This is a genomic window from Rodentibacter ratti (genome assembly GCF_002000485.1).
Taxonomy (GTDB): Bacteria; Pseudomonadota; Gammaproteobacteria; order Enterobacterales; family Pasteurellaceae; genus Rodentibacter; species Rodentibacter ratti.
The window spans coordinates 411,778-435,375 of record NZ_MLAJ01000002.1; the positions used below are offsets into that span (position 1 = coordinate 411,778).

Below are 23,598 nucleotides of genomic sequence, written 5' to 3' on the forward strand. Positions count from 1 at the left end.
AAGAGGAAAGCTAAAATGGCAAAAATCGTTAAAGTGATTGGTCGTGAAATCATCGACTCACGTGGTAACCCAACTGTTGAAGCTGAAGTACATTTAGAAGGTGGCTTCGTGGGTTTAGCGGCAGCTCCATCAGGCGCATCAACCGGTTCTCGTGAAGCATTGGAATTACGCGATGGCGATAAATCACGTTTCCTAGGTAAAGGTGTATTAAAAGCGGTTGCCGCAGTCAATGGTCCGATTGCTGATGCATTAGTGGGTAAGAATGCTTTAAACCAAGCTGAAATCGACCAAATTATGATCGACTTAGACGGTACAGAAAATAAATCTAACTTCGGTGCAAACGCAATCTTAGCGGTTTCATTAGCAAACGCTAAAGCGGCGGCGGCATCTAAAGGCTTACCGCTGTACGCTTACATTGCAGAACTCAACGGTACTCCGGGCGTCTATTCTATGCCATTACCGATGATGAACATCATCAATGGTGGTGAGCACGCAGACAACAATGTTGATATTCAAGAATTTATGATTCAACCGGTTGGAGCGAAAACATTACGTGAAGCACTTCGTATCGGTGCGGAAGTATTCCACAATCTTGCTAAAGTATTAAAAGCAAAAGGAATGAGCACCGCTGTTGGTGATGAAGGTGGTTTTGCACCAAATCTTGCCTCTAACGCTGATGCCTTGGCTTGTATCAAAGAAGCGGTAGAAAAAGCAGGTTATGTATTAGGTAAAGATGTAACCTTGGCAATGGACTGTGCGTCTTCTGAGTTCTATAACAAAGAAACCGGCAAATATGAAATGAAAGGCGAAGGTCGTTCATTCACTTCTGAAGAATTCACTCACTACCTTGAAGAACTTTGCAAACAGTATCCAATCGTTTCTATTGAAGACGGTCAAGATGAGTCTGACTGGAATGGTTTTGCATACCAAACTAAAGTATTAGGTGACAAAGTACAATTAGTCGGTGATGACTTATTCGTAACCAACACCAAAATCTTAAAAGAAGGTATCGAAAAAGGCATTGCAAACTCAATCTTAATCAAATTCAACCAAATCGGTTCTTTAACTGAAACTTTAGCCGCAATCAAAATGGCGAAAGATGCAGGCTATACTGCGGTTATCTCTCACCGTTCCGGTGAAACCGAAGATGCCACTATCGCAGATTTAGCGGTAGGTACGGCTGCAGGTCAAATCAAAACCGGTTCTATGAGCCGTTCTGATCGTATTGCAAAATATAACCAATTAATCCGTATTGAAGAAGCATTAGAACGTGCAGGTACTCCGGCTGCATTCCCTGGTTTAAAAGCGGTTAAAGGTCAAGCATAATCTTTGGTTGATTTAAACTGAAATCGCACCGCACTTTTGAAAGAAAGTGCGGTGTTTTTTTGCCCCATATTCTCCTTGATAAAATTAAACTAAAAAATTAAACTAACTAAAAAGGAGGGATTTATGAAAACATTATCAATTCCCAGTGTGAATATTCACGAAGCAAAAACAAATCTTTCGTCTATCGTTGAAAATGTTAGAAAATTTGGCAAACCTATGATTATTGCCAAAGCTGGAAAACCCCAAGTAAAAATTGTCCCTTTAGATTCAAATGAAACAGGCTCTCGTTTTGGTTTTATGAAAGCGACTAATATGGTGATTCCTGATGATTTTGCCCATCTCTACCAAGATGAAATTATCGACATGTTTGAAGGATCTGATGAATGAAAATTTTATTGGATACTCATATTTTACTTTGGTTGGCCTTTGACGATAAATCAAAACTCTCACCACAAGCCATTGAATTATTAGAGGATTTTAAAAATGAATTATATTTTAGCCTAGCAAGTCTTTGGGAAATATCAATAAAATCCAGCTTAGGAAAACCTCACTTTAATGTTGATGTTGAAAAGCTTGAACAAGGGCTTATTTCCGTGGGATGTCATTTATTACCGATTGAACTCTCTCATATTGTTAAATCATCAGGCTATCCCTTTGTTCATAAGGATCCCTTTGACAGGCTATTATTGGCACAAGCGGATGTAGAAAATATTTACTTTATGACTGCCGATAGCCTCATACTCGACTATAATAAGTCATTTCTTTTAAATGCTAAAAAATAGGAATTTATATGCTCCACCTCACCCTTGAAGACGAACTCTTTCTCGGTCAACCAAAACAAGTGGGGACTCATTCTACTGTCTATGATCATCTTGCTGTGATGTTTGAAGATGATGGTGAGACCGGCTATTTTTATGCGCTTGATATGCGCCAAAACGGTCAACCCATTGTGGATGTGTTGCACGTTTACAATGTGGATTCTACCTCAAATCATCACGAAGCCCGTAAATTGGAAATTTGTTGGGATGAAAGCGGTTATTTAGCCTTACTCTTAATTAATGGTTATCCCCATGCAGTATTTGATTTTGCTTGCTTAGTCGGTTATAACAGTAACAAATATCCGCAACCGAATTTAATGAGTATGTGGACACGAGAAGAACTCAGCAACGATAAAGCCGAGCAATGGCTTGGTGTAAAAACCATCAAATAAATGAAATTTTATCGCAATCTTCAGCCTTTCAAAGTCATTAGCTTTGATCTGGACGACACACTCTATGATAACCATGATGTGATTCGCACTGCTATCTCGCGTTTTGTGCAATTCACCCAAGGCCTCACTCAATGCCCAACCTTTGAAACAGAATGGTGGGATTGGAAAGAACGTGTTGCACAAGAAAATCCGCTCTTAAGCGAAGATGTGACAGAATGGCGAAAAGAAGCACTACGCCAATTTTTAAATGCACAGGGAAAAAGTGCGGTTGAAATTGACCGCACTTTAGCACTCTCAATGAATGAATTTTTACATTGGCGCCATCAAATTGATATTCCCCAAGATACACCAAACGTATTAAATCATTTAAAAACAGGCTACAAACTCTGTGCCATCACCAACGGCAATGTGGATCCTTTGCGTATCGGATTATCACAATTTGACCTTATTTTACGTGCCGGAGAACATGGCAGAGCAAAACCTCATGAAGATCTGTTCCAACAAGCTTCACGCTATTTCAAGGTTTCCCCACAAGAAATTTTGCATGTAGGAGATAATTTAACAACAGATGTTCAAGGGGCAATTCAGGCTGGTTGTCAAGCTGTGTGGATTAATTTATCTGGTTGCCAGATCGCTGACTTTACCACAGCCACTCTTCTACCAACTTTAGAAATCAATCACTTAACTGAACTGTTATTATTATGAAAAAGAAAAATCAAATCCTCGTTACACTCTCTATTGTCGCTTTACTCGGCGGTTGTTCGGAAGAAGAAGTACAACGAGATGTATATCATTCCCTTGATGACTGTCTTGCCGATTGGAAAAGAATTGAGTTATGCGAAGCAGACAAAAATACAGAAAATACTCAATCGGCACCTGCTAATATGCCGGCCCAACCCCAACAAAACAACAACTCTCTTTCTGGGCTAGGCTTACGCAATAACGGTGAAAATCCCAATGCCGTCAATGGTGAGTGGCAAAATGGTCAGCAAAATAATCCGGCAACAGCTGAGTCCAACAATGCAACGGGTGAAACGACTGCCAATGCTGAAAGCAGTGATCCGTCCTTAGGTGCGGCAATTGCCGGTGGGGTGATGGGATATATGGCAGCCCGTGCGGTTAGTAGCTTTTTAGGCCCAAGCTATCATCCAAGTAATCGTGCCGTCTCCACCCCGAGCGGACAAGTCATCCAACCTCAAACCAACCGTTCTGTAGGCAAACCAATGCTCATAAAAGGCAATGCAGGAAGTATGAACAGTAAACCGGTTTCACGAGGCGGTTTTAGCAGCCCAAGCAATTCAAATCGTAGTAGCGGAGGCTAAAATGAAACGCGTGACCGGCTTCCCAACCCGCCCCGATATGGTGCAACAACTGCTTGATGTCGGATTTGATTATTACAATTTGCCTTCCAGTGACGGTTCTCATTATTGGTCGGATAATGTCGCTTATGAATTTACCTTAGCGGAAATTGATCGGATTGAAGATACCACGAATGAATTGCACGCCATGTGTTTAGATTTTGTCGCTGATGAAATCAGACAAGGTGATTATGCCCATTATCGTTTTACCGATTTGCAAAAACAGTTAATTGAAGACTCGTGGCGCAAGCAAGCCCCCTATCTATACGGACGTTTTGATTTTGGTTATGATGGCGAAAATTTAAAAATTTTTGAATACAACGCCGATACGCCCACTTCCTTGTTAGAAGCGGCAATTGTGCAATGGCAATGGTTAGAACAAATTGAGGGCTTGCAACATCGTGACCAATTTAATTGGATTCACGAAGAGTTACTTAAACATTTTACTTTTCTCAAACAGCAAAGCGGAAAACACGATTTCTATTTCAGTGCCATGCAAGAAGCCGGTCGGGAGGATTGGGGTAATTTAGATTATCTTGCCGACGTTGCTTACAACGCAGGTTGGAATATTCATCAACTTGCTGTAGAGGATATTGGCTATAACCGGGAAAACAAAGAATTTGTCGATTTAAACGATACGCCGATTGAGATGCTTTTTAAACTTTATCCTTTAGAATGGTTAAGCGGAGCGGAATTTGCCCAACATATCCCGACAGCCAAAACACATTTTATTGAACCTGCGTGGAAAATGTTGCTAAGTAACAAAGCCATATTAGCAAAATTATGGCAACGACATCCAAACCATCCGAATTTACTACCGGCTTATTTCAATAAATTCGACATTACCGATCGCAACGCTATTTGGGTGAAAAAACCACTACTTGGTCGGGAAGGAGCAAATGTCTTCTATTATGAAAAAAGCAACGGAGTAGAATTCGCCGCCAAAGGCAGTGAACATTCGGCTTTCTACGATACTTCTGGGTACATTTATCAACAGAAATTTGAGCTGCCGAATTTTGACGGAATGTATCCCGTTATCGGCTCTTGGGTGATTGGTGATGTGGCGTGCGGAATGGGATTACGTGAAGATTTCACCGCAGTTACCGGCAATGACAGCCATTTTGTGCCACATTATTTTGTGCCATAAGGAAAATATTCAGCCCAAAGCAATATCCCAAAGTGCGGTCAAAACAGGAAACATTTTCTGTAGCTGATACAGATAACAAAAACGGAAGCATCGGCTTCCGTTTCGTATTTTATTGCTATCGCAAATTACTTCGCCTCAAACACCAAAATTGCGCCCGAATTTTGCATTTGCATATTTTGTTTGCCGTCTAATCCCAGAGAAGCACCGGCGGTGTCAGTCATCACATAGATTTTGCTACCATCGTGGTTCACTTCCACATTACGATAACGATTTGAGCTGGTGAAATGTTTATAGAGTTCACCTTGTACATCATCGCTGTTACCATTCAATGGCATACGATAAATTCCGCCACTTTTTAGCCCTGACACTAAAATAGAATTGCGCCATTCTTTCACTTTGCCATCTTTCGGGTAATAAGCAATACTTGAGAGTGCCGCAGTTGGCCAGCATAGATAGCTGGAATCCGGGCAATTCGGGTCGAACATATTATGTCCGTTACGCACAGTGAAGAAGGTTTTTAACGGATTGCGATAATTTTCTTCCTGTTTAAAGTCGGTCTCTTTTTGTGCCACCATTTTATTCGGCGCTGCTCCGCCAGAGGTTTCAAATTTCGTATCGCCGATAGTTTCCGGTAAAGTATTACATTTTTCTGCCGTAGCATAACTGGTATAAACGTAATTTTGGTTATCGGGATAACCTGCCACATGCGGCCAACCGTAGTTTGCCCCCGCTTCCAATAAATTCACCTCATCATCCGAACCCGGCCCCTGTTCCTCTTGGAATAATTTATCACCCACGAATACAATACCTTGTGGATTGCGGTGTCCATAAGTGTAAACATGGCTCTTCACGCCGTTGATGACAGGATTATCTTCAGGAATCGAACCATCAACGTTGAAACGCAAGGTTTTGCCTTCATAAGCAGCGAAATCTTTGTTATCCACTTCTTGTTGGGTTGGTAAACGCTGTGCACGATCTGCATAACAAGTACGGGAATATTGGTTTGCGCCCTGATTACCAATGGTGTAGTAAAGTTTTCCATCCGGCCCTAAACGTAGGCGGCCGCCTTGGTGATCAGTGAAAGATGCCAAATTATCCAACACAATCTCCGCTTTTTCCACTTTACGGGCAGTTTTGTCTAAGGTGAGCTTGACGATTTTAGTATGCTCTTGCCCGTCTTTTCCTTTATACGCATAGGCAGCATAAAGTACGTTTTCACTGTTGCCGGATAGAAAATTCGGATCAAGTGTCAAGCCCAACAAACCTTGCTGTTGGCCACCATTCACCACATCATCAAAATGATGAATCACCTGATGCTTGCCCGTTTCCGCATCTATCAATAAAATATTGCCGCCCACTTCCGTGACCCAAAGTTGTCCATTGCGGTCAATCGCCATATCCCAAGGACTTTGCAACCCCTCAACCAAAACTTTACCGCTGAACGGCTCCGCTTGTTGGGTATCAAATTTATCACCGGCTTTGGCAAAAACAGAGGTCGACATGATTAGCCCTAATGCAAGGGAAAGTGCGGTCTTTTTCATAAAGATTTCCTTTTTATAAGTGAATGTAAAACGGGCGGATGGTAGCATACTTTCATGTGGAAAAGTAAGTGGGATAAGCCCCCCTTTTTAATTTGTAAGTGACAGAATTAATAAGGTTTTCCTAATAAATACGGATTTTGCCGTATATATCATCCGCCAATCATTATTAACCCCACACTTTCCCGTCATATAACCCCAATAACGATTGCTTTCATCGTTTTATTTTATTCATCGAAATGTATAAAATGAGTAAAACATAATACACGAGCTTCTATCCTAACTATTTCAATCGGAACACTTATGAACGAACAACTCTTGCAAACGCTTTCAACTCTGATTACCGAACAGCGTAATCCAGGTTCTATGAATATCGATCAGCTTTCTGCCTTAGAAATTGTCACCTTAATGAACCAAGAGGATCGCCAAGTTCCCCTTGCCATTGAAGCGGTATTACCCCAAATTGCCCAAGCGGTAGAAACTATTGTTAGCGCATTTCAGCAGGGGGGAAGATTGATATATATAGGTGCCGGCACAAGTGGACGTTTAGGGGTTCTTGATGCCTCTGAATGTCCGCCGACTTTTGGTGTCAGTGATGAGATGGTGAAAGGAATTATTGCCGGTGGTGATATTGCTATCCGCTATCCTGTAGAAGGCGCTGAAGATAACCAAACCGCAGCAATCGATGATTTACGCGCAATCAAATTTTCAGCTCAAGATATTTTGGTCGGCATTGCCGCCAGTGGGCGTACGCCTTATGTTTTAAGCGCATTAAATTATGCAAAACAGTTGGGGGCGATCACGATCTCTATTGCCAGCAATCCACATTCGGCAATGGCTCAAATCGCCGATATTGCCATTGATACCGTCGTCGGCGCAGAAATACTAACCGGCTCTAGCCGTTTAAAATCAGGTACGGCTCAAAAATTAGTGCTCAATATGCTAACTACCGCATCGATGATTTTACTTGGTAAATGCTATGAAAATTTAATGGTGGACGTGCAAGCCAGTAATGAAAAGCTTAAAGCACGTGCTATTCGAATCGTGATGCAAGCGACCGATTGTGATAAAACCATCGCAGAAAAAAATCTTATTCTTGCCGAACAAAATGCAAAATTGGCGATCATGATGATTCTAAGCGGATTAGAAAAAAATGAAGCACAAGCATTGTTAGAGAAAGAACGAGGGCTTTTGCGGAAAGCTTTGGAAAAATGAAATAAAAAGTGCGGTTAAATTTGACCGCATTTTTATTGATAGGATAAAATCTACTCCGCTATTTATCATACTGATTTTTAAATAGCATTATCAATTCTATTAGGAACAAAATTGAGACATACTATGAAAAAACTTTTTACTCTTATGGCAATCGCAATCACTGCCACCTCTACTTTTGCGGCATCAGAAGAATCCATTAATCTTCGTGATGAAATGACCATTATGGCGCAACGTTTAAATTTTGCTAACCGTGCAGATTCTGCTGAAGAATTTCAAAATAGCATGGCAAAATTTATTGATGCAGCAGAAAAATCCAAAGCGACCATTCCACCTAAATGGAACGGCGATACATCACAATTTTCAGGCTATCAACAGGGTTTACAAAAAGTCATTGACATTGCAACGGAAGCCTCCGAGTTGGCGAAACAGAATAAATTAAGTGAAGCCAAAGAAAAGCTCAGCGAACTACCGGAGCTAAGAACAATGTATCATAAATTGTATAAATAATTTTACGCTATTTTATGTAATATTTTTGTCTAAAAATCCTACCTTATCTCTCTTGAAATCAACCCTATAATGGTGTTAAATCTACACCTCTTATAGGGTTATTCATTTAGTTATATTTTAGAAGGGTTTTATGTGTCAATTACTTGGCATGAACTGTAACACACCAACAGATATCGTGTTTTCTTTTGAAGGTTTCCGTCGCCGTGCAGGCTTAACAGGATGTCATTCCGATGGTTTCGGTATCGCTTTTTTCGAAGGACGGGGAGTACGGATTTTCCGAGACAATCGCCCCGCATCTGATTCTCCTATCGCCGATTGTGTAAAACAATATCAAATAAAATCACTTAATGTGATTGCACACATTCGTAAGGCGACACAAGGTGAGGTAAATATTGAAAATACCCACCCTTTTATTCGCGAAATTTGGGGTGAAAATTGGGTGTTTGCCCATAACGGTAATTTGCAAGATTTACCGGATATGTCTGAGAGTTTCTGCCAACCGATAGGTTCGACAGATTCCGAAGCCGCATTTTGTTATATGGCTGAATATTTAAAAAATCGTTTTCGTAAAAAACCGTCAGAAATGCAAATTTTTGAAGCGATTCAAGATATCACCAAAAAATTGGCGACACATGGTACATTTAATTTTATCCTTTCTAATGGTGAATGGATGATCGCCCACTGTGCAACTAATTTGCATTATCTCACTCGGAAAGCACCTTTTGGTAAAGCTCACCGTATTGATGATGAGGGAGTAATTGATTTTAACGATTATGCCAAAGATGGAGATAAAGTTACTATTATCACCACCTTTCCACTAACCAAAGATGAATCTTGGACAAAAATGGAAAACGGCGGTTTCGTCTTTTTCAAAGAAGGGGATAAAGTGGCAGAAATCATTGGTGTCGCAAAAGAAGCGGTAGATGACGGAACACTGTGACCCCCAAATAGAGATTACGCCAACTATTTCACACTTCAAAAAAAAGTGCGGTCAAAATTAACCGCACTTTTTGTTGTTCTTGATAACATTAACGCATGGTGACAAATTCTTCCGAACCGGTCGGATGAATCGCCACTGTATTATCAAAATCAGCCTTTGTCGCACCCATTTTGATTGCTACGGCAAAACCTTGAATCATTTCATCCACACCAAAACCAATGCCGTGTAAGCCGACGATTTTTTCATCTTTTCCTACACAGACTAATTTCATTCGGCAAGGCTGACGATGCTGAGTAACAGCCGTGTACATCGCAGTAAAGGAGGATTTATACACTTTCACATTTCCTTCGCCGTATTGTTCAATGGCTTGTGGTTCGGTCAAACCAATAGTGCCGATCGGCGGATGGCTAAATACCACTGTCGGCACAAGATTGTAATCCAAGTGTTCATTAGGTTTGTTATTGAATAAACGCTCGGATAAACGGCGACCGGCTGCGACGGCAACCGGTGTTAATTCAATACCGCCTTCAATAATATCACCTACTGCATAAACACCTTTCACATTGGTATTCTGATATTTATCGACTTTAATATAACCACGTTCGTTCGTTTCTACTCCGGCATTCTCTAAGCCGATTTTATCCGTCGCCGGTTCACGACCTGCCGCCCAAATGACACAATCTACCGTTACGCTACGTTCGTGATCAAATTTTACGGTGAGAGAATCATCTGCATTTTTAATGATTTCCTGAACCGTGGTATGTTTATGTAAAGCAATACCGTCTTGCTCCAACACTTCAAGCAAGGTTTCAACAATTAACGGATCTTGATTGCGCATTGGCGCATGGCGACGTACCACTAAATGAGTTTCCGAGCCAAGACTATTTAATACTCCCGCAATCTCGACCGCAATATACCCTGCGCCGATAATCGCTACACGTTTTGGTAATGCTTTTAACGCAAAGAAACCGTCCGAATCAATGCCATATTCTTGGCCTTTTACCGAATGAGGGCGAAAAGGTCTCCCCCCGGTTGCAATCAGGATATGATCCGCCGTTACATGTTCAACCGAACCGTCCGCTAACGTAACTTCAATCGTATGTGCATCAATAAATTTCCCAAAGCCATTAATCACATCAACGTTATTCTTCGCTAATACATTATTGTAAGAAGTGTGAATACGGCTAATATACGCCTGACGACTTTCAATAAGTTTGTCAAAATCAAATTTTTTCACATCCACATTAAAACCGTAGTCCGGCGCATAATGATTAATCGCTTCCGCAATTTGCGCTCCGTAAAACATGACTTTCTTCGGCACACAGCCCACGTTTACGCAAGTTCCACCTAAATATTTCGCTTCAATAATTGCACATTTTTTGCCATAGCTTGCCGCACGATTAACTGAAGCAATGCCACCGCTGCCACCACCAATAGCAATATAATCGTAATGTTTAGTCATCATTTTATCCTTTTTCCGAATATAAAAATTTTCTACATTCTGCCTAAATTTCGTAGATAAAGCCATAAATTAGTATAATTGGAAATGTCTATATTGAAGTAAAAGTGCGGTTATTTTTTACCGTATTTTGACACTTCCGTTAAAGGAAATAATCAATTAAATCGATGCCACTATGCCACCTCACCGGCTGATTGATAAATTGAATACTTTTCTTATCTTTACTTGCAATCCCGGTAAATCTGAGTAAGATTCAATCCCTAATTTTCACTCGGGTTCCCTCACCCCGAATTTCCATTAAATTAAAAAGGTAAAACATGAAAATCCAACATACTGTTTTTAATGCGCAACAAAAGCGTACCGCCCTTATTTGGCTCAGTTTTTTCCATATTCTGATCATTGCAGCAAGCAATTATTTAGTACAAATTCCCTTTGAAATTACGCTAAAACTGACCGCACTTGGTGCTGCGGAAAACTTTTCTTTTCACAGCACCTGGGGAACGCTTACATTTCCCTTTATTTTCCTCGCCACCGATTTAACCGTACGGGTATTTGGTGCCAAAGAAGCCCGTTGGATTATTTTTATCGTGATGATTCCGGCGCTCATTGTGAGTTATGTCATCTCCGTACTCTTTTCCGATTCCCAATATCAAGGTATAGGCGCATTAGGAAATTTTGATATGTTCGTCTTCCGTATTGCGCTTGCCAGCTTTTTGGCTTACGTGGTAGGGCAATTATTGGATGTTTCAGTGTTCAACCGATTACGACAACTCAAAACATGGTGGGTGGCACCAAGCAGCTCGATGACTCTCGGCTCACTCGCCGACACTTTTGTCTTTTTCGGCGTGGCATTTTATCAAAGTACGGATACTTTTATGGCGGAGCACTGGGTACAGCTTGGTTTTGTGGATTATTTGTTCAAACTATTTATTGGTATCTTATTGTTTGTGCCGGCTTATGGCGTGGTACTAAGCTTTATTTTGCGTAAACTTCAAATTTTAACCGCTCAAAACAAAGCCTCTCATTTAACCTAAAGTCAGAATAGGCAAAATCAAACAAAAAGTGCGGTCATTTTTAACCGCACTTTTCCCTTATAATCTCGCCTTTTCACCGCCGAATTCGTCCAATAAATTTTCAGTAAGTTTGCTAAGAATGCCTGTCATCAAAACAAAATCCGCATCAAAGCGTTGGGCGAAATCTTCTTTTAAAATATCGTCATTTTTTTCACGTACCGTATCGGCAAATTTTAGCCGTTTGAGCGTGCAATCTTCATTAAAAATGAAAGTGAGGGTGTCTTCCCATTCTAATGCCAGTTTACTCACCACTTTTTTGCCTTCTTGTAAAAGGGCAAGAATTTCCTCATTTTCAAGGGGTTGTTTTTTACAGCGAATCACACTATCTTCTTGGCTGCCCCGCAACTCTGCTTCTTCAAGGGCGATCAGCCAATGTGGTAGGCTGTCTTGTGCGATCCAATTTGTCATCACGGTGCTAGGTTCATTGGCAAAAACAAGCGGTACGACAGGCAAAGAGCCTAGGGATTTTCGCAATAATGCCAAGGCATCTTCCGCCCGCTTGCTTGATGCGGCATCCACATGAATCAGCTGATTTTCCGTATCGATCCATAAAGCGGTATGTTGATTTTTACTAAAGGCTCTCGGCAAGAGATTCATCACCACATCATCTTTTAAAGTTTGTTTTTCCACTTTTTTCAATTTGCGATTTTCTTTTTGCTCCAAACTTTCGATACGTTCATCCAACTCACGTTTTACCACGTTTGCCGGCAGGATTTTCTCTTCCTTTTTTGCTACTAATAAAATGTGATTGCCCACGGAAAAATAGAGTAAATCCGAACCCCGCAACGGATAACCCCAACCGAATTTACTTTGATCTTGTGCGCCACAAGGATGAAATTGACAGTTTTCAAGCTGAGTTTGAAGTTGATTGCGCTCCCATTCCAAAGGCTTGGTGAGCCTATAACTCATTAAATTTTTAAACCACATCGTACAGATCCTTCATAATCGGGTAAAATAGCCGACATTGTAGCCTATAAACTGATGGGAAAAAATGATGCAACAAAAATTAATCGCCTTTATTGGCGGTGGTAATATGGCTCAGGCGATTGTACTGGGATTATTGAAACAAGGTTATCCGGCGACACAAATTATTGTGAATGATCCCAATGAAGAAAAACGGGCATATTTCGCCAAACTGGGCGTGCAAACGGCAGACAATAATGTGGAAAGCGTCACTCGTGCGGAAGTTGTTTTACTTGCCGTGAAACCACAAATGATGGCGGAAGTTTGTGCGCCATTAAGTGCGGTAGATTTTTCCGATAAATTACTGATTTCCATTGCCGCAGGCATTTCCACCACCCGATTACAAGCCCTTATTCCTCGCGCAAAATCCATTGTGCGAGTGATGCCTAATACCCCGGCATTGGTGGGAGAAGGAATGGCGGGATTATTTGCCCCTGAAAATACCGCGGAAACCGACCGCACTTTTGCCCAAACCTTATTAAATGCGGTGGGTAAAACACAGTGGGTAAAAGAGGAAAATCAAATGCACGCCGTCACAGCCGCATCCGGTAGTAGCCCTGCCTATTTCTTTTTAATGCTGGAAGCCATGCAGCAAGCATTGATGGAAATGAATATGGATGCCGACACGGCCCGTCAGTTTGTGCAACAAGCGATGCTGGGGGCAGCAAAAATGGTCGTAGAAAACCCACAAATCCCTCTTTCGACCTTAAGAGAAAATGTCACCTCAAAAGGGGGAACAACAGCCGCCGCATTAGCGGTATTTCATCAGCGGCAATTTAATCAAACTATGGAAGAAGCCATGCAATCCTGTGTTGCACGCTCACAAGAAATGGAAACCTTATTCTAATGCAAATTCGTCCCTTTTACTGGCTCGCCCTGAGCTTTCTTGGCTATTATTGTGCTTATGGTGTGTTCTTGCCATTCTTTCCGGCATGGTTGAAATCACAACACTATGGCGAAGAAATGATCGGCTTGGTCATTGGTAGTGCCTATATTTTCCGTTTTATTGGCGGATTATTTTTCTCTTCATTAATTAAAAAAGCCGATCACCTCATCAACGCACTGCGTTTACTGGCATTAGCTTCCGCCCTGATTATGGCGACAATGAGTTTGGTAGCACACAATTTTTGGTTGCTGTTTTCTGCTATTGGGCTTTTTGCCATGGTTAATTCTGCCGGTATGCCCATTGGTGATTCGCTAGCATCCACATGGCAACGGCAAATTGGGCTGGATTACGGCAAGGTACGATTGATTGGTTCCATCGCATTCATTCTAGGTGTGGTTGTTTTTGGTGGAATGATTGGTTGGCTGGGCGAACAAAATATCGTGTGGATTTTGACCGCACTTTTATTCTTTTATGCCTTAATTCAATTGTTAACCCCAAGTATTCCTCCGAAAGACGAGCCTTTAGAAGAGGGAGTATCAAGCCAAATCAGCTTTTTAGCCCTATTAAAAAATCCAATCACCTTACGCATTATGCTTGCCGTGGGGCTAATTCAGGGGGCTCATGCCGCTTATTATGTTTATAGCACGATCTATTGGACAAGCATCGACATTTCCGTTCCCCAAACCAGCCTGCTTTGGGGCATTGGCGTATTGGCAGAAATTCTCTTGTTCTTCTTTTCACGGTGTTTATTCCAAAATTGGTCGGTGAGCCGTATTTTCTTTCTTTCTGCATTTGTAAGTATTTTACGTTGGGCAGGTTTGGCTTACGCCAACACCTTTTGGCAAATTTTACCGCTCCAACTGGCACACAGCCTCACCTATGCGGCTTGCCACTATGCCATTGTGCGTTATATCACCACGCAACCACAAAACCATATTGCCAAATTACAAGGTTTGTATAATGGTTTATCAAATGGTGCGCTGATTGCCTTTTTCACGGCAATTTCAGGTCTGATTTACCCGATTTCACCGACAATGACGTTCTTACTGATGAGCGGTATTGCTGCTGCATCATTTTTCATCATTCCACGCAAATTGGATGCCTTTTTGGTGAAGGCAAATTAATCATAGAGAGGATGACATAATGAAAAACACGGCATTAGTTGATTTATTCCTCAATGAATATTGGATCGAAAAAGGGCTTTCGGAAAACACGGTGCAATCTTACCGCTTAGATCTGACTGCACTTTGCGATTGGTTAGATAAGAATGATCTTTCCTTAGAAACTCTCGATGCGGTGGATTTACAAGGCTTTCTTGGGGAGCGGGTGGAACAGGGCTATAAGGCAACGAGTACTGCCCGAATGCTCAGTGCCATGCGGAAATTATTTCAATATTTATACCGTGAAAAATATCGTACTGATGATCCCACAGCAATCCTTAGTTCACCCAAATTACCCGGTCGTTTGCCAAAATATTTAAGCGAGCAACAAGTGAGTGATTTGTTGAATACGCCTGATGTGGATATTCCTTTGGAACTGCGTGATAAAGCCATGTTGGAATTGCTTTACGCCACAGGTTTGCGTGTCACAGAATTGGTTTCACTCACCATTGAAAATATGAATGTGCAACAAGGCGTAGTGCGAGTGATTGGTAAAGGCAATAAAGAACGAATTGTCCCTATGGGGGAGGAAGCCGCCTATTGGATTCGTCAATTTATGCTTTATGGCCGCCCAGTGTTATTAAACGGGCAAAGTTCGGATATTGTGTTTCCCAGCCAGCGTGCCCAACAAATGACCCGACAAACCTTTTGGCATCGAGTGAAACATTATGCGATTTTAGCCGATATTGATGGCGATACCCTTTCTCCCCATGTGCTTCGCCACGCCTTTGCGACTCATTTAGTGAACCACGGTGCAGATTTACGGGTGGTACAAATGCTACTCGGACACAGCGATTTATCCACCACGCAAATTTATACCCACGTGGCAAAAGAACGATTGAAACGCCTGCATGAAAGGTTTCATCCGAGAGGTTAAAAAAGTGCGGTTAAAAATCACCGCACTTTTGCAACATCATTATAGGTAATCTAACAAAACTACTTCAATGCCAACACTCTCGCCACATTTTGAGCGGCGGAAATTAAGTTCTGTTCGCCTTGTTTGAGAATATCAGGCAATGCGCCTAACTGACGGATAATCGGGAACACCGCATCAATACCATGGGCAAACACTACATCATAGTCTTCGCGCAGACAGCCGACAATCGCAATAACAGGCTTGTTAAATTGTTTTGCGGTACGAGCCACACCAATTGGGGTTTTGCCCATAATACTTTGAGCGTCCATTCGCCCTTCACCGGTAATCACATAATCCGCATCTTGCACATAGTGAGCGAGATTGAGTGTGTCTAACACAATTTGGACACCGGCTTTGAGCTGTGCATTTGGCAATAATAGCAAACCGCCCCCCATTCCGCCTGCCGCCCCCGCACCTGCTTGTTCAGCAATATCCTTACCGCAATCCCGTTTGGCAATTGCTGCAAAATGCCCTAATGCACGATCAAGTTGTTGCACCATCTCCGGTGTTGCCCCTTTTTGCGGACCAAAAATCGCCGAGGCGCCACGTTCACCACAAAGGGGATTATTCACATCACAGGCCACCTCAATATGCACATTTTGCAAACGTGGATCTAACCCTTTCGCCTCAATTCTGGCTAGCTTGATGAGCTGTGCACCACCAAATTCAATTTGCTTGCCTTGCGCATCTAAAAACTGCATACCTAAGGCTTGCAACATCCCTACGCCACCATCATTGGTCGCACTACCGCCAATACCAAGGATGAATTTTTCCACACCAAGATTGAGAGCATGTTTAATCAATTCTCCGGTGCCATAGCTGGTGGTGATTAATGGGTTACGTTTTTCCGCCGGCACTAAATGCAATCCCGAAGCCGCAGCCATTTCAATAATGGCGGTTTTACCATCACCGGATAAGCCAAAAAAACTTTTGATTTTTTCCCCCAATGGGGCGGTGACTTCAGCTTCTACAATTTTACCTTGTGTGGCATCTACTAAAGATTGGACGGTTCCCTCTCCACCGTCCGCCATAGGCAATTTCACATATTCCGCATCAGGAAAAACACGTTTAAAGCCGGTTTCAATGGCGGTTGCCACTTCCAGTGCAGTTAAACTTTCTTTAAAAGAATCGGGGGCAATCACAATTTTCATTTTGAACTCCTTGATTAGAATAAGTTAAATACACCGAAAATTAAGGTTGAAACGATAGTCATGATCAAACCGACCGCACTTTCGTAAGGAATAAGTTTTAAACGCTCTTTCATCTCCATATTCACACTACCACCGGTGGCGTGGAAGAAAGAGCCGTGAGGCATATGATCAAACACCGTCGCCCCGGCGTGAATCATCGCAGCACCGGCAAGGCTACTCACGCCAAGTTCCAATAAGGTACTGCTAAACACATTAGAGGCAACCGCTGTGCCTGCGGTAGTAGAAGCTGTGGCAAGAGACATTAATGCCCCTGAAATCGGTGCAAGAATGTAGGAAGGCAAGCCGGAATGTTCCAATCCTTGAATCAACACATCTTTCAAACCGGAATTGGCAATAATGCCTGCTAATGCGCCCGTGCCAAGTAACATAATCGCCACCGGAGCCATTTTTCCTAAACCGCTGATGGCATAGCTGTTCGCCTGACGTAATTTTCCCATACAAAGCGCACCGATTAAGCCGCCTAGCGGCAAGGCGATAAGGGGATCCACTTTAATATCAAACAAAGGACGAAGGGCAAGTAATAAAATCGCCACCAACGGTGCGACAAGTGCGGTGGAAAATGAAGGAAGATTTTGGCTTTCCACCATCACCACTTCTTGATCCGTCACTTTTGCTCCCTTATTGATCAGTCGTTTTGCCAAGAAATAAGTGAGTATTAACCCAAATATTGCAGGAATAACGCCTGCCATCATCACAGAGGTCAGCGGTAAATGAAAAGTATCTGCCGCCGCAATGGCATTGGGGTTTGGTGACATAATATTGCCCGCTTTCCCTCCACCAATCATCGCTAATAAAATTGCAGCCTTGGATAAATCGGTACGGCGTGCCAAAGCTAAGGCGATCGGTGATACGGTAATCACCGCTACATCCACAAATACCCCGACTGCTGTCAAAATCATGGTGGCTAATGCCAACGCCAATAAGGCACGGGTTTCACCGAGTTTATTGGTAATGCTCTCTGCAATGCTATTTGCCGCACCGGATTCAATCAACACACCGGCTAACACACCGGCAGCCAAAATACGCATTACGGCAGTGGTGATCCCTTGTGCGCCACCGATCATTAAGGTCACCGTTTGTGATAAATCCACACCACCAACCAAACCTCCCACCAATGCACCCACTAACATGCCATAAGCAGGCGATACTTTTTTCAAAATCAGAAAAATGGCGACGACTAATGCCACCAATGCCCCAAAGGCAGATACGGTTGTCATAGTTTCTCTCCTCTTGAATGATAAGATCAGAAAGATTATTTCTTGTTTAACAAAAAATTGCTTTATTCATATGAACAAAAAAGTGCGGTCAAATCTGCCGCACTTTGTAATTTTAAACAAATCAATGTTCCAACAATGTCCCTAAATAAAGACTCAACACATCATCTATCCTATTGAAAGATAACCCAGTGACTTGTTCAATTTTAGCAAGTCGATAACGTAGGGTGTTGGGGTGAATAAACAATTTTTCGGCAGTGAGATGGAGATCACAATTTGCAAAAAAATATTGTTGCAACGTTTTATAAAGCGTGGCATTTTCCTCGGCGAATAAAGGGACAACCGGTTTTAATAGTTCCTTACCTTGCCAAGAAGAGGATAAATCCGTCAATAATACCGGCAAACGATATTCCTCAAAGCGATAAAGATTTTTTCTCGGGTGATGTTTCATACCGTAAGCCAAAGTACTTTGCGCGCTTTGAAAAGAAAGGGGAAGCTGTTCAGATAAAGGCATATTCAAACTGGCACCTACGGCAATTTTGTAGTCCTGTTTTGTGTAATCTGCCGGTAATAAGGTTTTTATTTGTTGAGAAAGTGCGGTTGAAACCGACAGCGTTTTTAACACGACAACCTGATCAAGTGATAAAATCGCCACATCTTGTGCAAATTCGGGTTGTTCTAAATAATTGATCAAATGCTGTAATGAATCAGGATTCGAGTGTAGCAATTTGATCAAAATCACCACACGGGATTGAGTTAAATCAAAAGCAAAAAATTTCGCTTGTTGTTCAATTTCTTGCCAACTCAAATTGCCATGCAACAACTGTAAAATAAACTCTTCTTTATAGCGATGCCGCCATCTTTCTTGCTCCAATAATGCATGCTGTTCCACAATCAATTCCGCTGTCATTTTCACCAATTCCGCATATTGTTTCACTTGCATAGGCTCACCGGAAATCCCCACTACGCCAATTGCTTTTCCCAAATAATGAATGGGAAGATTAATCCCCGGCTGGGCTTCAAAATTCCACTTTTGTGCCAGGATCTGATCCACTTCCACGACCCGATTTTCTCTCAATGCCAATACCGCACCGGTATGTCGTTGCGACAAACGTTCAGGATTACCGGAGGCAATAATCACGCCATCGTCATTCATCACGTTCACAGAATAGTGAATAATTTGCATCGCACGTTTAACGATTTTTTGCGCAATAGTTGTATCAACTTTCATATTGATTTTCTTAAAGGGGAGATTGATATACGGTATAACCAACAAGGCTATTCGTCAATGAACTTTTAGGTAAATAAAATGAGGAGGGGGAGCATAAGTGCGGTCAAAAATTCATTCAACTTTATGACCGCACTTTTATTTTTGACTAAATGAGAAAAATGCAATTTTCCTTATACGAATTGAAATTTATATCCATCAATATAGTGGACTTGTTGAAAATTAACCGTCATTTCTTCCCAAGGCGTTGTTGTAATAACCACTGCATGACTTCCGGGCTGTTAAAAATAACATCCCAAGTATTGTGCGGATTATTATTAATGATGCCGTTATCACCCGCTTTTTCCGTAGTAAACTCGGTATATCTCACATAAGGGGCATCAAGTTGGTTGTGCAAAATCTCATAGTTAATACGAGCTCCTTTAACCGGTGAGATTCGATCTTCCTTACTATGGAAAAACCACATAGGCACATTTTTAATTGACGCTAAATTTTCTTTATTAGCATGCCCATCAACCCATTCCGTTGTATAAGCTTCCCTTCCACTTGCTAACAATGCACCGGCAAAAAAGTGCGGTCGTTTTAGTAAAAGATTTAGCACACCTTCCGCACCTCGAGACAAGCCCACCAAATAAATACGATCTTTATCAATAGCAGGATTTTGCTGCACCACATCATCGATCATCTTTAATACTAAATTCACTCGATTCTGAGTTTGCCAATGAATACCCCCCTTTTGCCCTTTCGCTTTATCATCAAAGGGATCAAAAACCATACTATATTGAGGAGCAAGTACAAATCCGTCTTCATATTGTAATGTCGAAATTGCACCTTTATTTGAAACAATATGGGCTAAATTATCTGTACCGACTTGACCGGAGCCATGTAAGAAAATCGTGAGAGGATATTTTTTGTTTGCCATTAAATCGGGACGATAAAAACGATATTTCAAGAAATTATTTTCATTAAGCCTGACCACTTGTTCAGAAAAATCATCAATAAATAAAGTTTTAAGGTGATCTTTTTCGGCACTCAAAGACACTGAATTTCGTTCAACAGTTTTCCCATTGGAAAGTTTGATATAACCGGTTTGGTCAATTTGATAGACTAACTTCTCGCCATAATATTGCGGAATCTTTATTCCTTGAACTTTCTCAACCTCAACAATATTGCCTGAATTGTCTTTTGATTGAAATTTCATAGGCTGTTGATTATCCGCTTTCAACGAATATAAAGCCGCATTCACATCCCTATCATCTAATTCAAGGATGACAAACTTACCTGATTTGGCCTGTATTGCTTTTTTCGGCAAATCATTGACATAAGCACGAATAATAGAACGAGGGAACCTTTCTTTTTCTTCTAATTGGGTGAATACTTGGTAGGAATATCTCAAATCACTGGTTGCCAGAACATTATCTTCATATTCCAATGCAACGCCTGTCACCCTTTGACCTAATGAGGTAATTTCAGCCAGTAATGTAGCCTGTATCGGTTTTCCTGGCTTGGGTCTATCCTCTTCAGCCCAAACATGAGAGAACGTAAAAAATAAAAAGATACCAACGAGTATTTTTTTGAACATGTAAATCTCTCCTTTTTATACAAAGCGAGCTACTTTTTACGCAATAATGACAATACAGGTGAATCACGCCCTTCGCTTGTCATGGTAAAATTTTTAATCTTGAGTGGGAGGAAGGAAATCCCCCTCCCACTCAACAGATTAGCGGTTATAGCTTTTTACTCTGAATCTGAACATACCCCATGATTAACGCGAGGATGCCTAATGGGAAAATCAAATCCGTTATAGAACCGTCATTACCCCAAATTAGATTGGCGATAATCACCAAACTTCCCCCAATTGCCCATGCAATTGTGGTAGGGACGGACCAAACGATCATTTGTTTCTTCACATCATTAATTCCCATCATTCGGTTGACCACCCAGAATAAACTATCGTTAAAGTAACCAAAGAAAAGTGATCCCATTGTTGCAGCTTGAGCAGCGAGCAGCATATTGACGCCCGGAATTTGAGCCAGAATAGGCGCAGAAATTGATGCTGCAGTGATCATCGCCACCGTACCGGAGCCCTGAATAAAACGGACAAGTGTTGAGACGATAAAAGGAATTAAAATAGGCGAAATTGGGAGGCTGGCAATTTGTTCCGCTAATTGTTTGCCTGCGCCACTATCGCGTAATACCGCACCTAATGCCCCACCGGCACCGGTTACCAATAAAATAATACCGGCTGTTTTTACCCCTTCTTCAAGATGAAGTGCGGTCGTATTTTTATCGACTTTAGGCAACAAGGTATAAACAGAAATTAAAACACTTAATGCTAATGCAATCATCGGATGACCAATAAAAGCAAAGAAATGGTAGATTTTCATCTCTGCAATTGCCGGGCTACTCTTAATCGCTAAATCAAGAATCGCTTTGATAAAAATAAGCAAAATTGGCAGTACGATTGGAAGTAACGATAACCCTAAGCTTGGAAGATTTTTCTTCTCGTGCTTCTCAATATAATCATCATATTTTTGCTTTAACTCTTCCGTAGAAAAAGATTCTTGGTTGAAAGTCGGATATTTTTTATCTAACCATTTCGCATATAAAACCATACCAATCACCGGCAATACGGCAAATGACATACCAACCAGTAACATTGCACCAATATCCACACCGAATAGACCTGCAACGCCTAATGGACCCGGTGTTGGCGGCACAGTATGGTGAGTCACAACTAAACCACCGGCAAGTGCCACGCCCAAGGTTAGTAATGAACGTTTTCCGTTTTTCGCCAACGCTTTCGCAACGGGATATAAAATCACAAAGGCGGAATCTACAAAAATAGGAATACTCACAATATAACCGGTAATTGCGAGAGCCCATTCTTCTTTCTTTTTACCTAAGAATTTGATGAAGCTAAATGCCATTTTTTCAGCCGCACCAGACACTTCCAAAACGCTTCCCATCATGACACCAAGACCGATAACAATCCCGATTCCCCCCAATGTGCCACCAAAACCTTTAGTTATCGCACCAAGGGTATCATTAACGCTCATTCCCCCGATCAAACCGGCAATAGATGAAGCAATTAACATCGCAATAAAAGCGTGAACACGTGTTCTTAACACCAAAACAACAAGAACGAATACAGCAATAATTAAGCCAATAATTGGCGTAGGTAGTCCAAGCATAGGTACTCCTTATCGTTAATAGGTCACATATCAAATTGGATGAATTGATGAATCACATCTTTAAAATTCTGATCAACGGAAAATCCCAGTTCTAAAGCTTGTGAACAATTAATTTCAGCCGGCCAACTTGCCACGATATTGTTAATGTTTTGATCAAATTCAAATTTGACATTTGCCAAAATCTGATCACCTTTTATACTCGCCAAATCGGAAAGCATCTGTTTAACACTGACGGTAAAGCCAGGAAGATTAATAACATGCCAACTACGTAATGGTAACGACGGTAACGTTAATGTATGAATGAAGTTCTCAATAATTGTATTCGGGCTGGATAACCAAAGTCGCAAATCTTCCGATACCGGGCAGATGGCTTGCTCGCCGTGTAATGGTTCTCGAATAATGCTACTCACAAAAGAAGAGGCGGCTTTATTCGGTTTGCCCGGGCGAATACAAATGGTCGGTAAACGAACACAAAAACCATCAACAAAACCTTTTCTTGTATAGTCATTAATGAGTAATTCACTCATTGCTTTTTGTGTGCCATAGGTAGATTGAGGGGTAACGGCGGTATCATTTTGAATGACAGCCGGTAATTCACCGCCAAATACAGCAAGCGAACTGGAAAAAACGAAACGTACTTTAGGGTTATTTTGGCGGCAAACTTCAAGTAAGTTTTTGGTTGCCAAGAAATTAATTTCATAACCGAGATCAGGATCTTGTTCCGCATGACTACTTACAATCGCTGCAAGATGGAAAATGGCATCCGTTTCAGCCGTTATAATCTTTTCCAAGCCTTTAGGATGGCGAAGATCCATTTCAAAACATTTTACGCGCGGATCATTATTCGGTGCGATAGGCTTCACCACATCAATTAAGGTAAGCTCATCAATGTCAATTTTTGTTTGATTAAGTAATGTTTTTGCAAGGCGTTGACCGAGAAATCCTTGTCCGCCGGTAATCACAATTTTCATAAAAAACGCTCCTTGAACCTTTAAAAAGGCAAATTTAGGGTATAAAAAAGCGGCTATTTTCATATTTAAAAAACATGGCAAA

23 protein-coding genes are annotated in these 23,598 nt (G+C 41.5%); 14 read left to right on the forward strand and 9 right to left on the reverse strand.

All coding sequences use genetic code 11. The features are described 5' to 3' along the window. Positions 1-15 precede the first annotated feature (15 nt). From eno to BKG94_RS02940, 7 genes are all read left to right on the forward strand, one after another. Positions 16-1,326, forward strand: coding sequence for a phosphopyruvate hydratase (gene eno, locus BKG94_RS02910; protein WP_077426623.1), 1,311 nt, complete (start codon positions 16-18; stop codon positions 1,324-1,326). Positions 1,327-1,449: 123 nt separating this feature from the next. Next, positions 1,450-1,713, forward strand: coding sequence for a type II toxin-antitoxin system Phd/YefM family antitoxin (locus BKG94_RS02915; RefSeq protein WP_077434015.1), 264 nt, complete (start codon positions 1,450-1,452; stop codon positions 1,711-1,713). Then, a complete protein-coding gene (locus BKG94_RS02920) occupies positions 1,710-2,108 on the forward strand; it encodes a type II toxin-antitoxin system VapC family toxin (RefSeq protein ID WP_077434017.1) in 399 nt (132 codons plus the stop codon). Before BKG94_RS02915 ends, BKG94_RS02920 begins: the two co-directional genes overlap by 4 nt. An 8-nt stretch (positions 2,109-2,116) precedes the next feature. Further along, positions 2,117-2,536, forward strand: a complete 420-nt coding sequence (locus tag BKG94_RS02925; protein WP_077434019.1) for a DUF2251 domain-containing protein — start codon at positions 2,117-2,119, stop codon at positions 2,534-2,536. Further along, positions 2,537-3,241, forward strand: a complete 705-nt coding sequence (locus BKG94_RS02930; protein ID WP_077434021.1) for an HAD-IA family hydrolase — start codon at positions 2,537-2,539, stop codon at positions 3,239-3,241. It abuts the gene before it with no gap. Then, the gene (locus BKG94_RS02935; protein ID WP_077434023.1) at positions 3,238-3,858 is read left to right on the forward strand and encodes a hypothetical protein; all 621 of its coding nucleotides are present in this window, start codon (positions 3,238-3,240) and stop codon (positions 3,856-3,858) included. Before BKG94_RS02930 ends, BKG94_RS02935 begins: the two co-directional genes overlap by 4 nt. Position 3,859: 1 nt before the next feature. After that, positions 3,860-5,041: a glutathionylspermidine synthase family protein gene (locus BKG94_RS02940; RefSeq protein ID WP_077434025.1), complete on the forward strand. Its 1,182-nt coding sequence runs from the start codon at positions 3,860-3,862 to the stop codon at positions 5,039-5,041. A gap of 125 nt (positions 5,042-5,166) precedes the next feature. Here BKG94_RS02940 and BKG94_RS02945 read toward each other — a convergent pair whose 3' ends face one another. Beyond that, complete coding sequence (locus BKG94_RS02945; RefSeq protein WP_077434027.1) at positions 5,167-6,582, reverse strand: glucose/sorbosone family PQQ-dependent dehydrogenase; 1,416 nt, start codon at positions 6,580-6,582, stop codon at positions 5,167-5,169. A 300-nt stretch (positions 6,583-6,882) separates the two neighbouring features. On the opposite strand from BKG94_RS02945, the gene murQ reads away from it, so the two are divergent. The 3 genes from murQ (at position 6,883) to BKG94_RS02960 (ending at position 9,241) form a co-directional block, all read left to right on the forward strand. Then, entirely contained in the window at positions 6,883-7,794 is a 912-nt protein-coding gene (murQ, locus tag BKG94_RS02950; protein ID WP_077434029.1) for an N-acetylmuramic acid 6-phosphate etherase, read from the forward strand. A 123-nt stretch (positions 7,795-7,917) separates the two neighbouring features. Then, the gene (locus tag BKG94_RS02955) at positions 7,918-8,301 is read left to right on the forward strand and encodes a cytochrome b562 (protein ID WP_077434031.1); all 384 of its coding nucleotides are present in this window, start codon (positions 7,918-7,920) and stop codon (positions 8,299-8,301) included. A gap of 130 nt (positions 8,302-8,431) precedes the next feature. Further along, entirely contained in the window at positions 8,432-9,241 is an 810-nt protein-coding gene (locus BKG94_RS02960; RefSeq protein WP_077434033.1) for a class II glutamine amidotransferase, read from the forward strand. Between the two features lie 88 nt (positions 9,242-9,329). Here BKG94_RS02960 and gorA read toward each other — a convergent pair whose 3' ends face one another. Continuing rightward, on the reverse strand, positions 9,330-10,703 hold the full coding sequence (gorA, locus tag BKG94_RS02965; protein WP_077434035.1) for a glutathione-disulfide reductase: 1,374 nt from the start codon (positions 10,701-10,703) through the stop codon (positions 9,330-9,332). Between the two features lie 314 nt (positions 10,704-11,017). On the opposite strand from gorA, the gene BKG94_RS02970 reads away from it, so the two are divergent. Next, a complete protein-coding gene (locus BKG94_RS02970; protein WP_077434037.1) occupies positions 11,018-11,734 on the forward strand; it encodes a 7-cyano-7-deazaguanine/7-aminomethyl-7-deazaguanine transporter in 717 nt (238 codons plus the stop codon). Between the two features lie 57 nt (positions 11,735-11,791). Here BKG94_RS02970 and rdgC read toward each other — a convergent pair whose 3' ends face one another. Next, positions 11,792-12,700 carry a recombination-associated protein RdgC gene (gene rdgC / locus BKG94_RS02975; protein ID WP_077434039.1) on the reverse strand — a complete coding sequence of 303 codons (909 nt, stop codon included), beginning with the start codon at positions 12,698-12,700 and terminating at the stop codon, positions 11,792-11,794. Positions 12,701-12,767: 67 nt separating this feature from the next. Between rdgC and proC the strand changes: the two genes are divergently transcribed. Genes proC through xerD form a run of 3 tightly spaced genes read left to right on the forward strand, consistent with a single transcriptional unit; the run spans position 12,768 to position 15,659 of the window. Further along, positions 12,768-13,583, forward strand: a complete 816-nt coding sequence (gene proC, locus BKG94_RS02980) for a pyrroline-5-carboxylate reductase (protein WP_077434041.1) — start codon at positions 12,768-12,770, stop codon at positions 13,581-13,583. After that, positions 13,583-14,746, forward strand: coding sequence for a 3-phenylpropionate MFS transporter (locus tag BKG94_RS02985; RefSeq protein ID WP_077434043.1), 1,164 nt, complete (start codon positions 13,583-13,585; stop codon positions 14,744-14,746). The genes proC and BKG94_RS02985 overlap by 1 nt, the downstream gene beginning before the upstream one ends. A 19-nt stretch (positions 14,747-14,765) precedes the next feature. Beyond that, the gene (xerD, locus tag BKG94_RS02990) at positions 14,766-15,659 is read left to right on the forward strand and encodes a site-specific tyrosine recombinase XerD (RefSeq protein ID WP_077434045.1); all 894 of its coding nucleotides are present in this window, start codon (positions 14,766-14,768) and stop codon (positions 15,657-15,659) included. A 59-nt stretch (positions 15,660-15,718) separates the two neighbouring features. On the opposite strand, the gene BKG94_RS02995 is transcribed toward xerD, so the two are convergent. From BKG94_RS02995 to denD, 6 genes are all read right to left on the reverse strand, one after another. Next, positions 15,719-16,849, reverse strand: coding sequence for a glycerate kinase (locus BKG94_RS02995; protein ID WP_077434047.1), 1,131 nt, complete (start codon positions 16,847-16,849; stop codon positions 15,719-15,721). Between the two features lie 14 nt (positions 16,850-16,863). Next, complete coding sequence (locus BKG94_RS03000) at positions 16,864-18,126, reverse strand: GntP family permease (RefSeq protein WP_077434049.1); 1,263 nt, start codon at positions 18,124-18,126, stop codon at positions 16,864-16,866. A 121-nt stretch (positions 18,127-18,247) separates the two neighbouring features. Then, entirely contained in the window at positions 18,248-19,354 is a 1,107-nt protein-coding gene (locus tag BKG94_RS03005) for a CdaR family transcriptional regulator (RefSeq protein WP_077434051.1), read from the reverse strand. A gap of 226 nt (positions 19,355-19,580) precedes the next feature. Beyond that, the gene (locus BKG94_RS03010; RefSeq protein ID WP_077434053.1) at positions 19,581-20,933 is read right to left on the reverse strand and encodes a phospholipase; all 1,353 of its coding nucleotides are present in this window, start codon (positions 20,931-20,933) and stop codon (positions 19,581-19,583) included. Between the two features lie 145 nt (positions 20,934-21,078). Next, the gene (locus tag BKG94_RS03015; protein WP_077420082.1) at positions 21,079-22,545 is read right to left on the reverse strand and encodes a GntT/GntP/DsdX family permease; all 1,467 of its coding nucleotides are present in this window, start codon (positions 22,543-22,545) and stop codon (positions 21,079-21,081) included. 23 nt (positions 22,546-22,568) lie between these two features. Then, a complete protein-coding gene (gene denD / locus BKG94_RS03020) occupies positions 22,569-23,516 on the reverse strand; it encodes a D-erythronate dehydrogenase (protein ID WP_077434055.1) in 948 nt (315 codons plus the stop codon). Positions 23,517-23,598 lie beyond the last annotated feature (82 nt).

What these genes read in the sequence shown, in the direction of transcription:
- denD (WP_077434055.1), bottom strand. Translation starts at nt 23,516, where the DNA reads ATGAAAATTGTGATTACCGGCGGACAAGGATTTCTCGGTCAACGCCTT.
- BKG94_RS02940 (WP_077434025.1), top strand. Translation starts at nt 3,860, where the DNA reads ATGAAACGCGTGACCGGCTTCCCAACCCGCCCCGATATGGTGCAACAA.
- BKG94_RS03000 (WP_077434049.1), bottom strand. Translation starts at nt 18,126, where the DNA reads ATGACAACCGTATCTGCCTTTGGGGCATTGGTGGCATTAGTCGTCGCC.
- eno (WP_077426623.1), top strand. Translation starts at nt 16, where the DNA reads ATGGCAAAAATCGTTAAAGTGATTGGTCGTGAAATCATCGACTCACGT.
- BKG94_RS02930 (WP_077434021.1), top strand. Translation starts at nt 2,537, where the DNA reads ATGAAATTTTATCGCAATCTTCAGCCTTTCAAAGTCATTAGCTTTGAT.
- BKG94_RS03015 (WP_077420082.1), bottom strand. Translation starts at nt 22,545, where the DNA reads ATGCTTGGACTACCTACGCCAATTATTGGCTTAATTATTGCTGTATTC.
- BKG94_RS02955 (WP_077434031.1), top strand. Translation starts at nt 7,918, where the DNA reads ATGAAAAAACTTTTTACTCTTATGGCAATCGCAATCACTGCCACCTCT.
- murQ (WP_077434029.1), top strand. Translation starts at nt 6,883, where the DNA reads ATGAACGAACAACTCTTGCAAACGCTTTCAACTCTGATTACCGAACAG.
- BKG94_RS03005 (WP_077434051.1), bottom strand. Translation starts at nt 19,354, where the DNA reads ATGAAAGTTGATACAACTATTGCGCAAAAAATCGTTAAACGTGCGATG.
- BKG94_RS02985 (WP_077434043.1), top strand. Translation starts at nt 13,583, where the DNA reads ATGCAAATTCGTCCCTTTTACTGGCTCGCCCTGAGCTTTCTTGGCTAT.
- BKG94_RS02935 (WP_077434023.1), top strand. Translation starts at nt 3,238, where the DNA reads ATGAAAAAGAAAAATCAAATCCTCGTTACACTCTCTATTGTCGCTTTA.
- BKG94_RS03010 (WP_077434053.1), bottom strand. Translation starts at nt 20,933, where the DNA reads ATGTTCAAAAAAATACTCGTTGGTATCTTTTTATTTTTTACGTTCTCT.
- BKG94_RS02920 (WP_077434017.1), top strand. Translation starts at nt 1,710, where the DNA reads ATGAAAATTTTATTGGATACTCATATTTTACTTTGGTTGGCCTTTGAC.
- proC (WP_077434041.1), top strand. Translation starts at nt 12,768, where the DNA reads ATGCAACAAAAATTAATCGCCTTTATTGGCGGTGGTAATATGGCTCAG.
- xerD (WP_077434045.1), top strand. Translation starts at nt 14,766, where the DNA reads ATGAAAAACACGGCATTAGTTGATTTATTCCTCAATGAATATTGGATC.
- BKG94_RS02915 (WP_077434015.1), top strand. Translation starts at nt 1,450, where the DNA reads ATGAAAACATTATCAATTCCCAGTGTGAATATTCACGAAGCAAAAACA.
- BKG94_RS02960 (WP_077434033.1), top strand. Translation starts at nt 8,432, where the DNA reads ATGTGTCAATTACTTGGCATGAACTGTAACACACCAACAGATATCGTG.
- rdgC (WP_077434039.1), bottom strand. Translation starts at nt 12,700, where the DNA reads ATGTGGTTTAAAAATTTAATGAGTTATAGGCTCACCAAGCCTTTGGAA.
- BKG94_RS02970 (WP_077434037.1), top strand. Translation starts at nt 11,018, where the DNA reads ATGAAAATCCAACATACTGTTTTTAATGCGCAACAAAAGCGTACCGCC.
- BKG94_RS02995 (WP_077434047.1), bottom strand. Translation starts at nt 16,849, where the DNA reads ATGAAAATTGTGATTGCCCCCGATTCTTTTAAAGAAAGTTTAACTGCA.
- BKG94_RS02925 (WP_077434019.1), top strand. Translation starts at nt 2,117, where the DNA reads ATGCTCCACCTCACCCTTGAAGACGAACTCTTTCTCGGTCAACCAAAA.
- BKG94_RS02945 (WP_077434027.1), bottom strand. Translation starts at nt 6,582, where the DNA reads ATGAAAAAGACCGCACTTTCCCTTGCATTAGGGCTAATCATGTCGACC.
- gorA (WP_077434035.1), bottom strand. Translation starts at nt 10,703, where the DNA reads ATGACTAAACATTACGATTATATTGCTATTGGTGGTGGCAGCGGTGGC.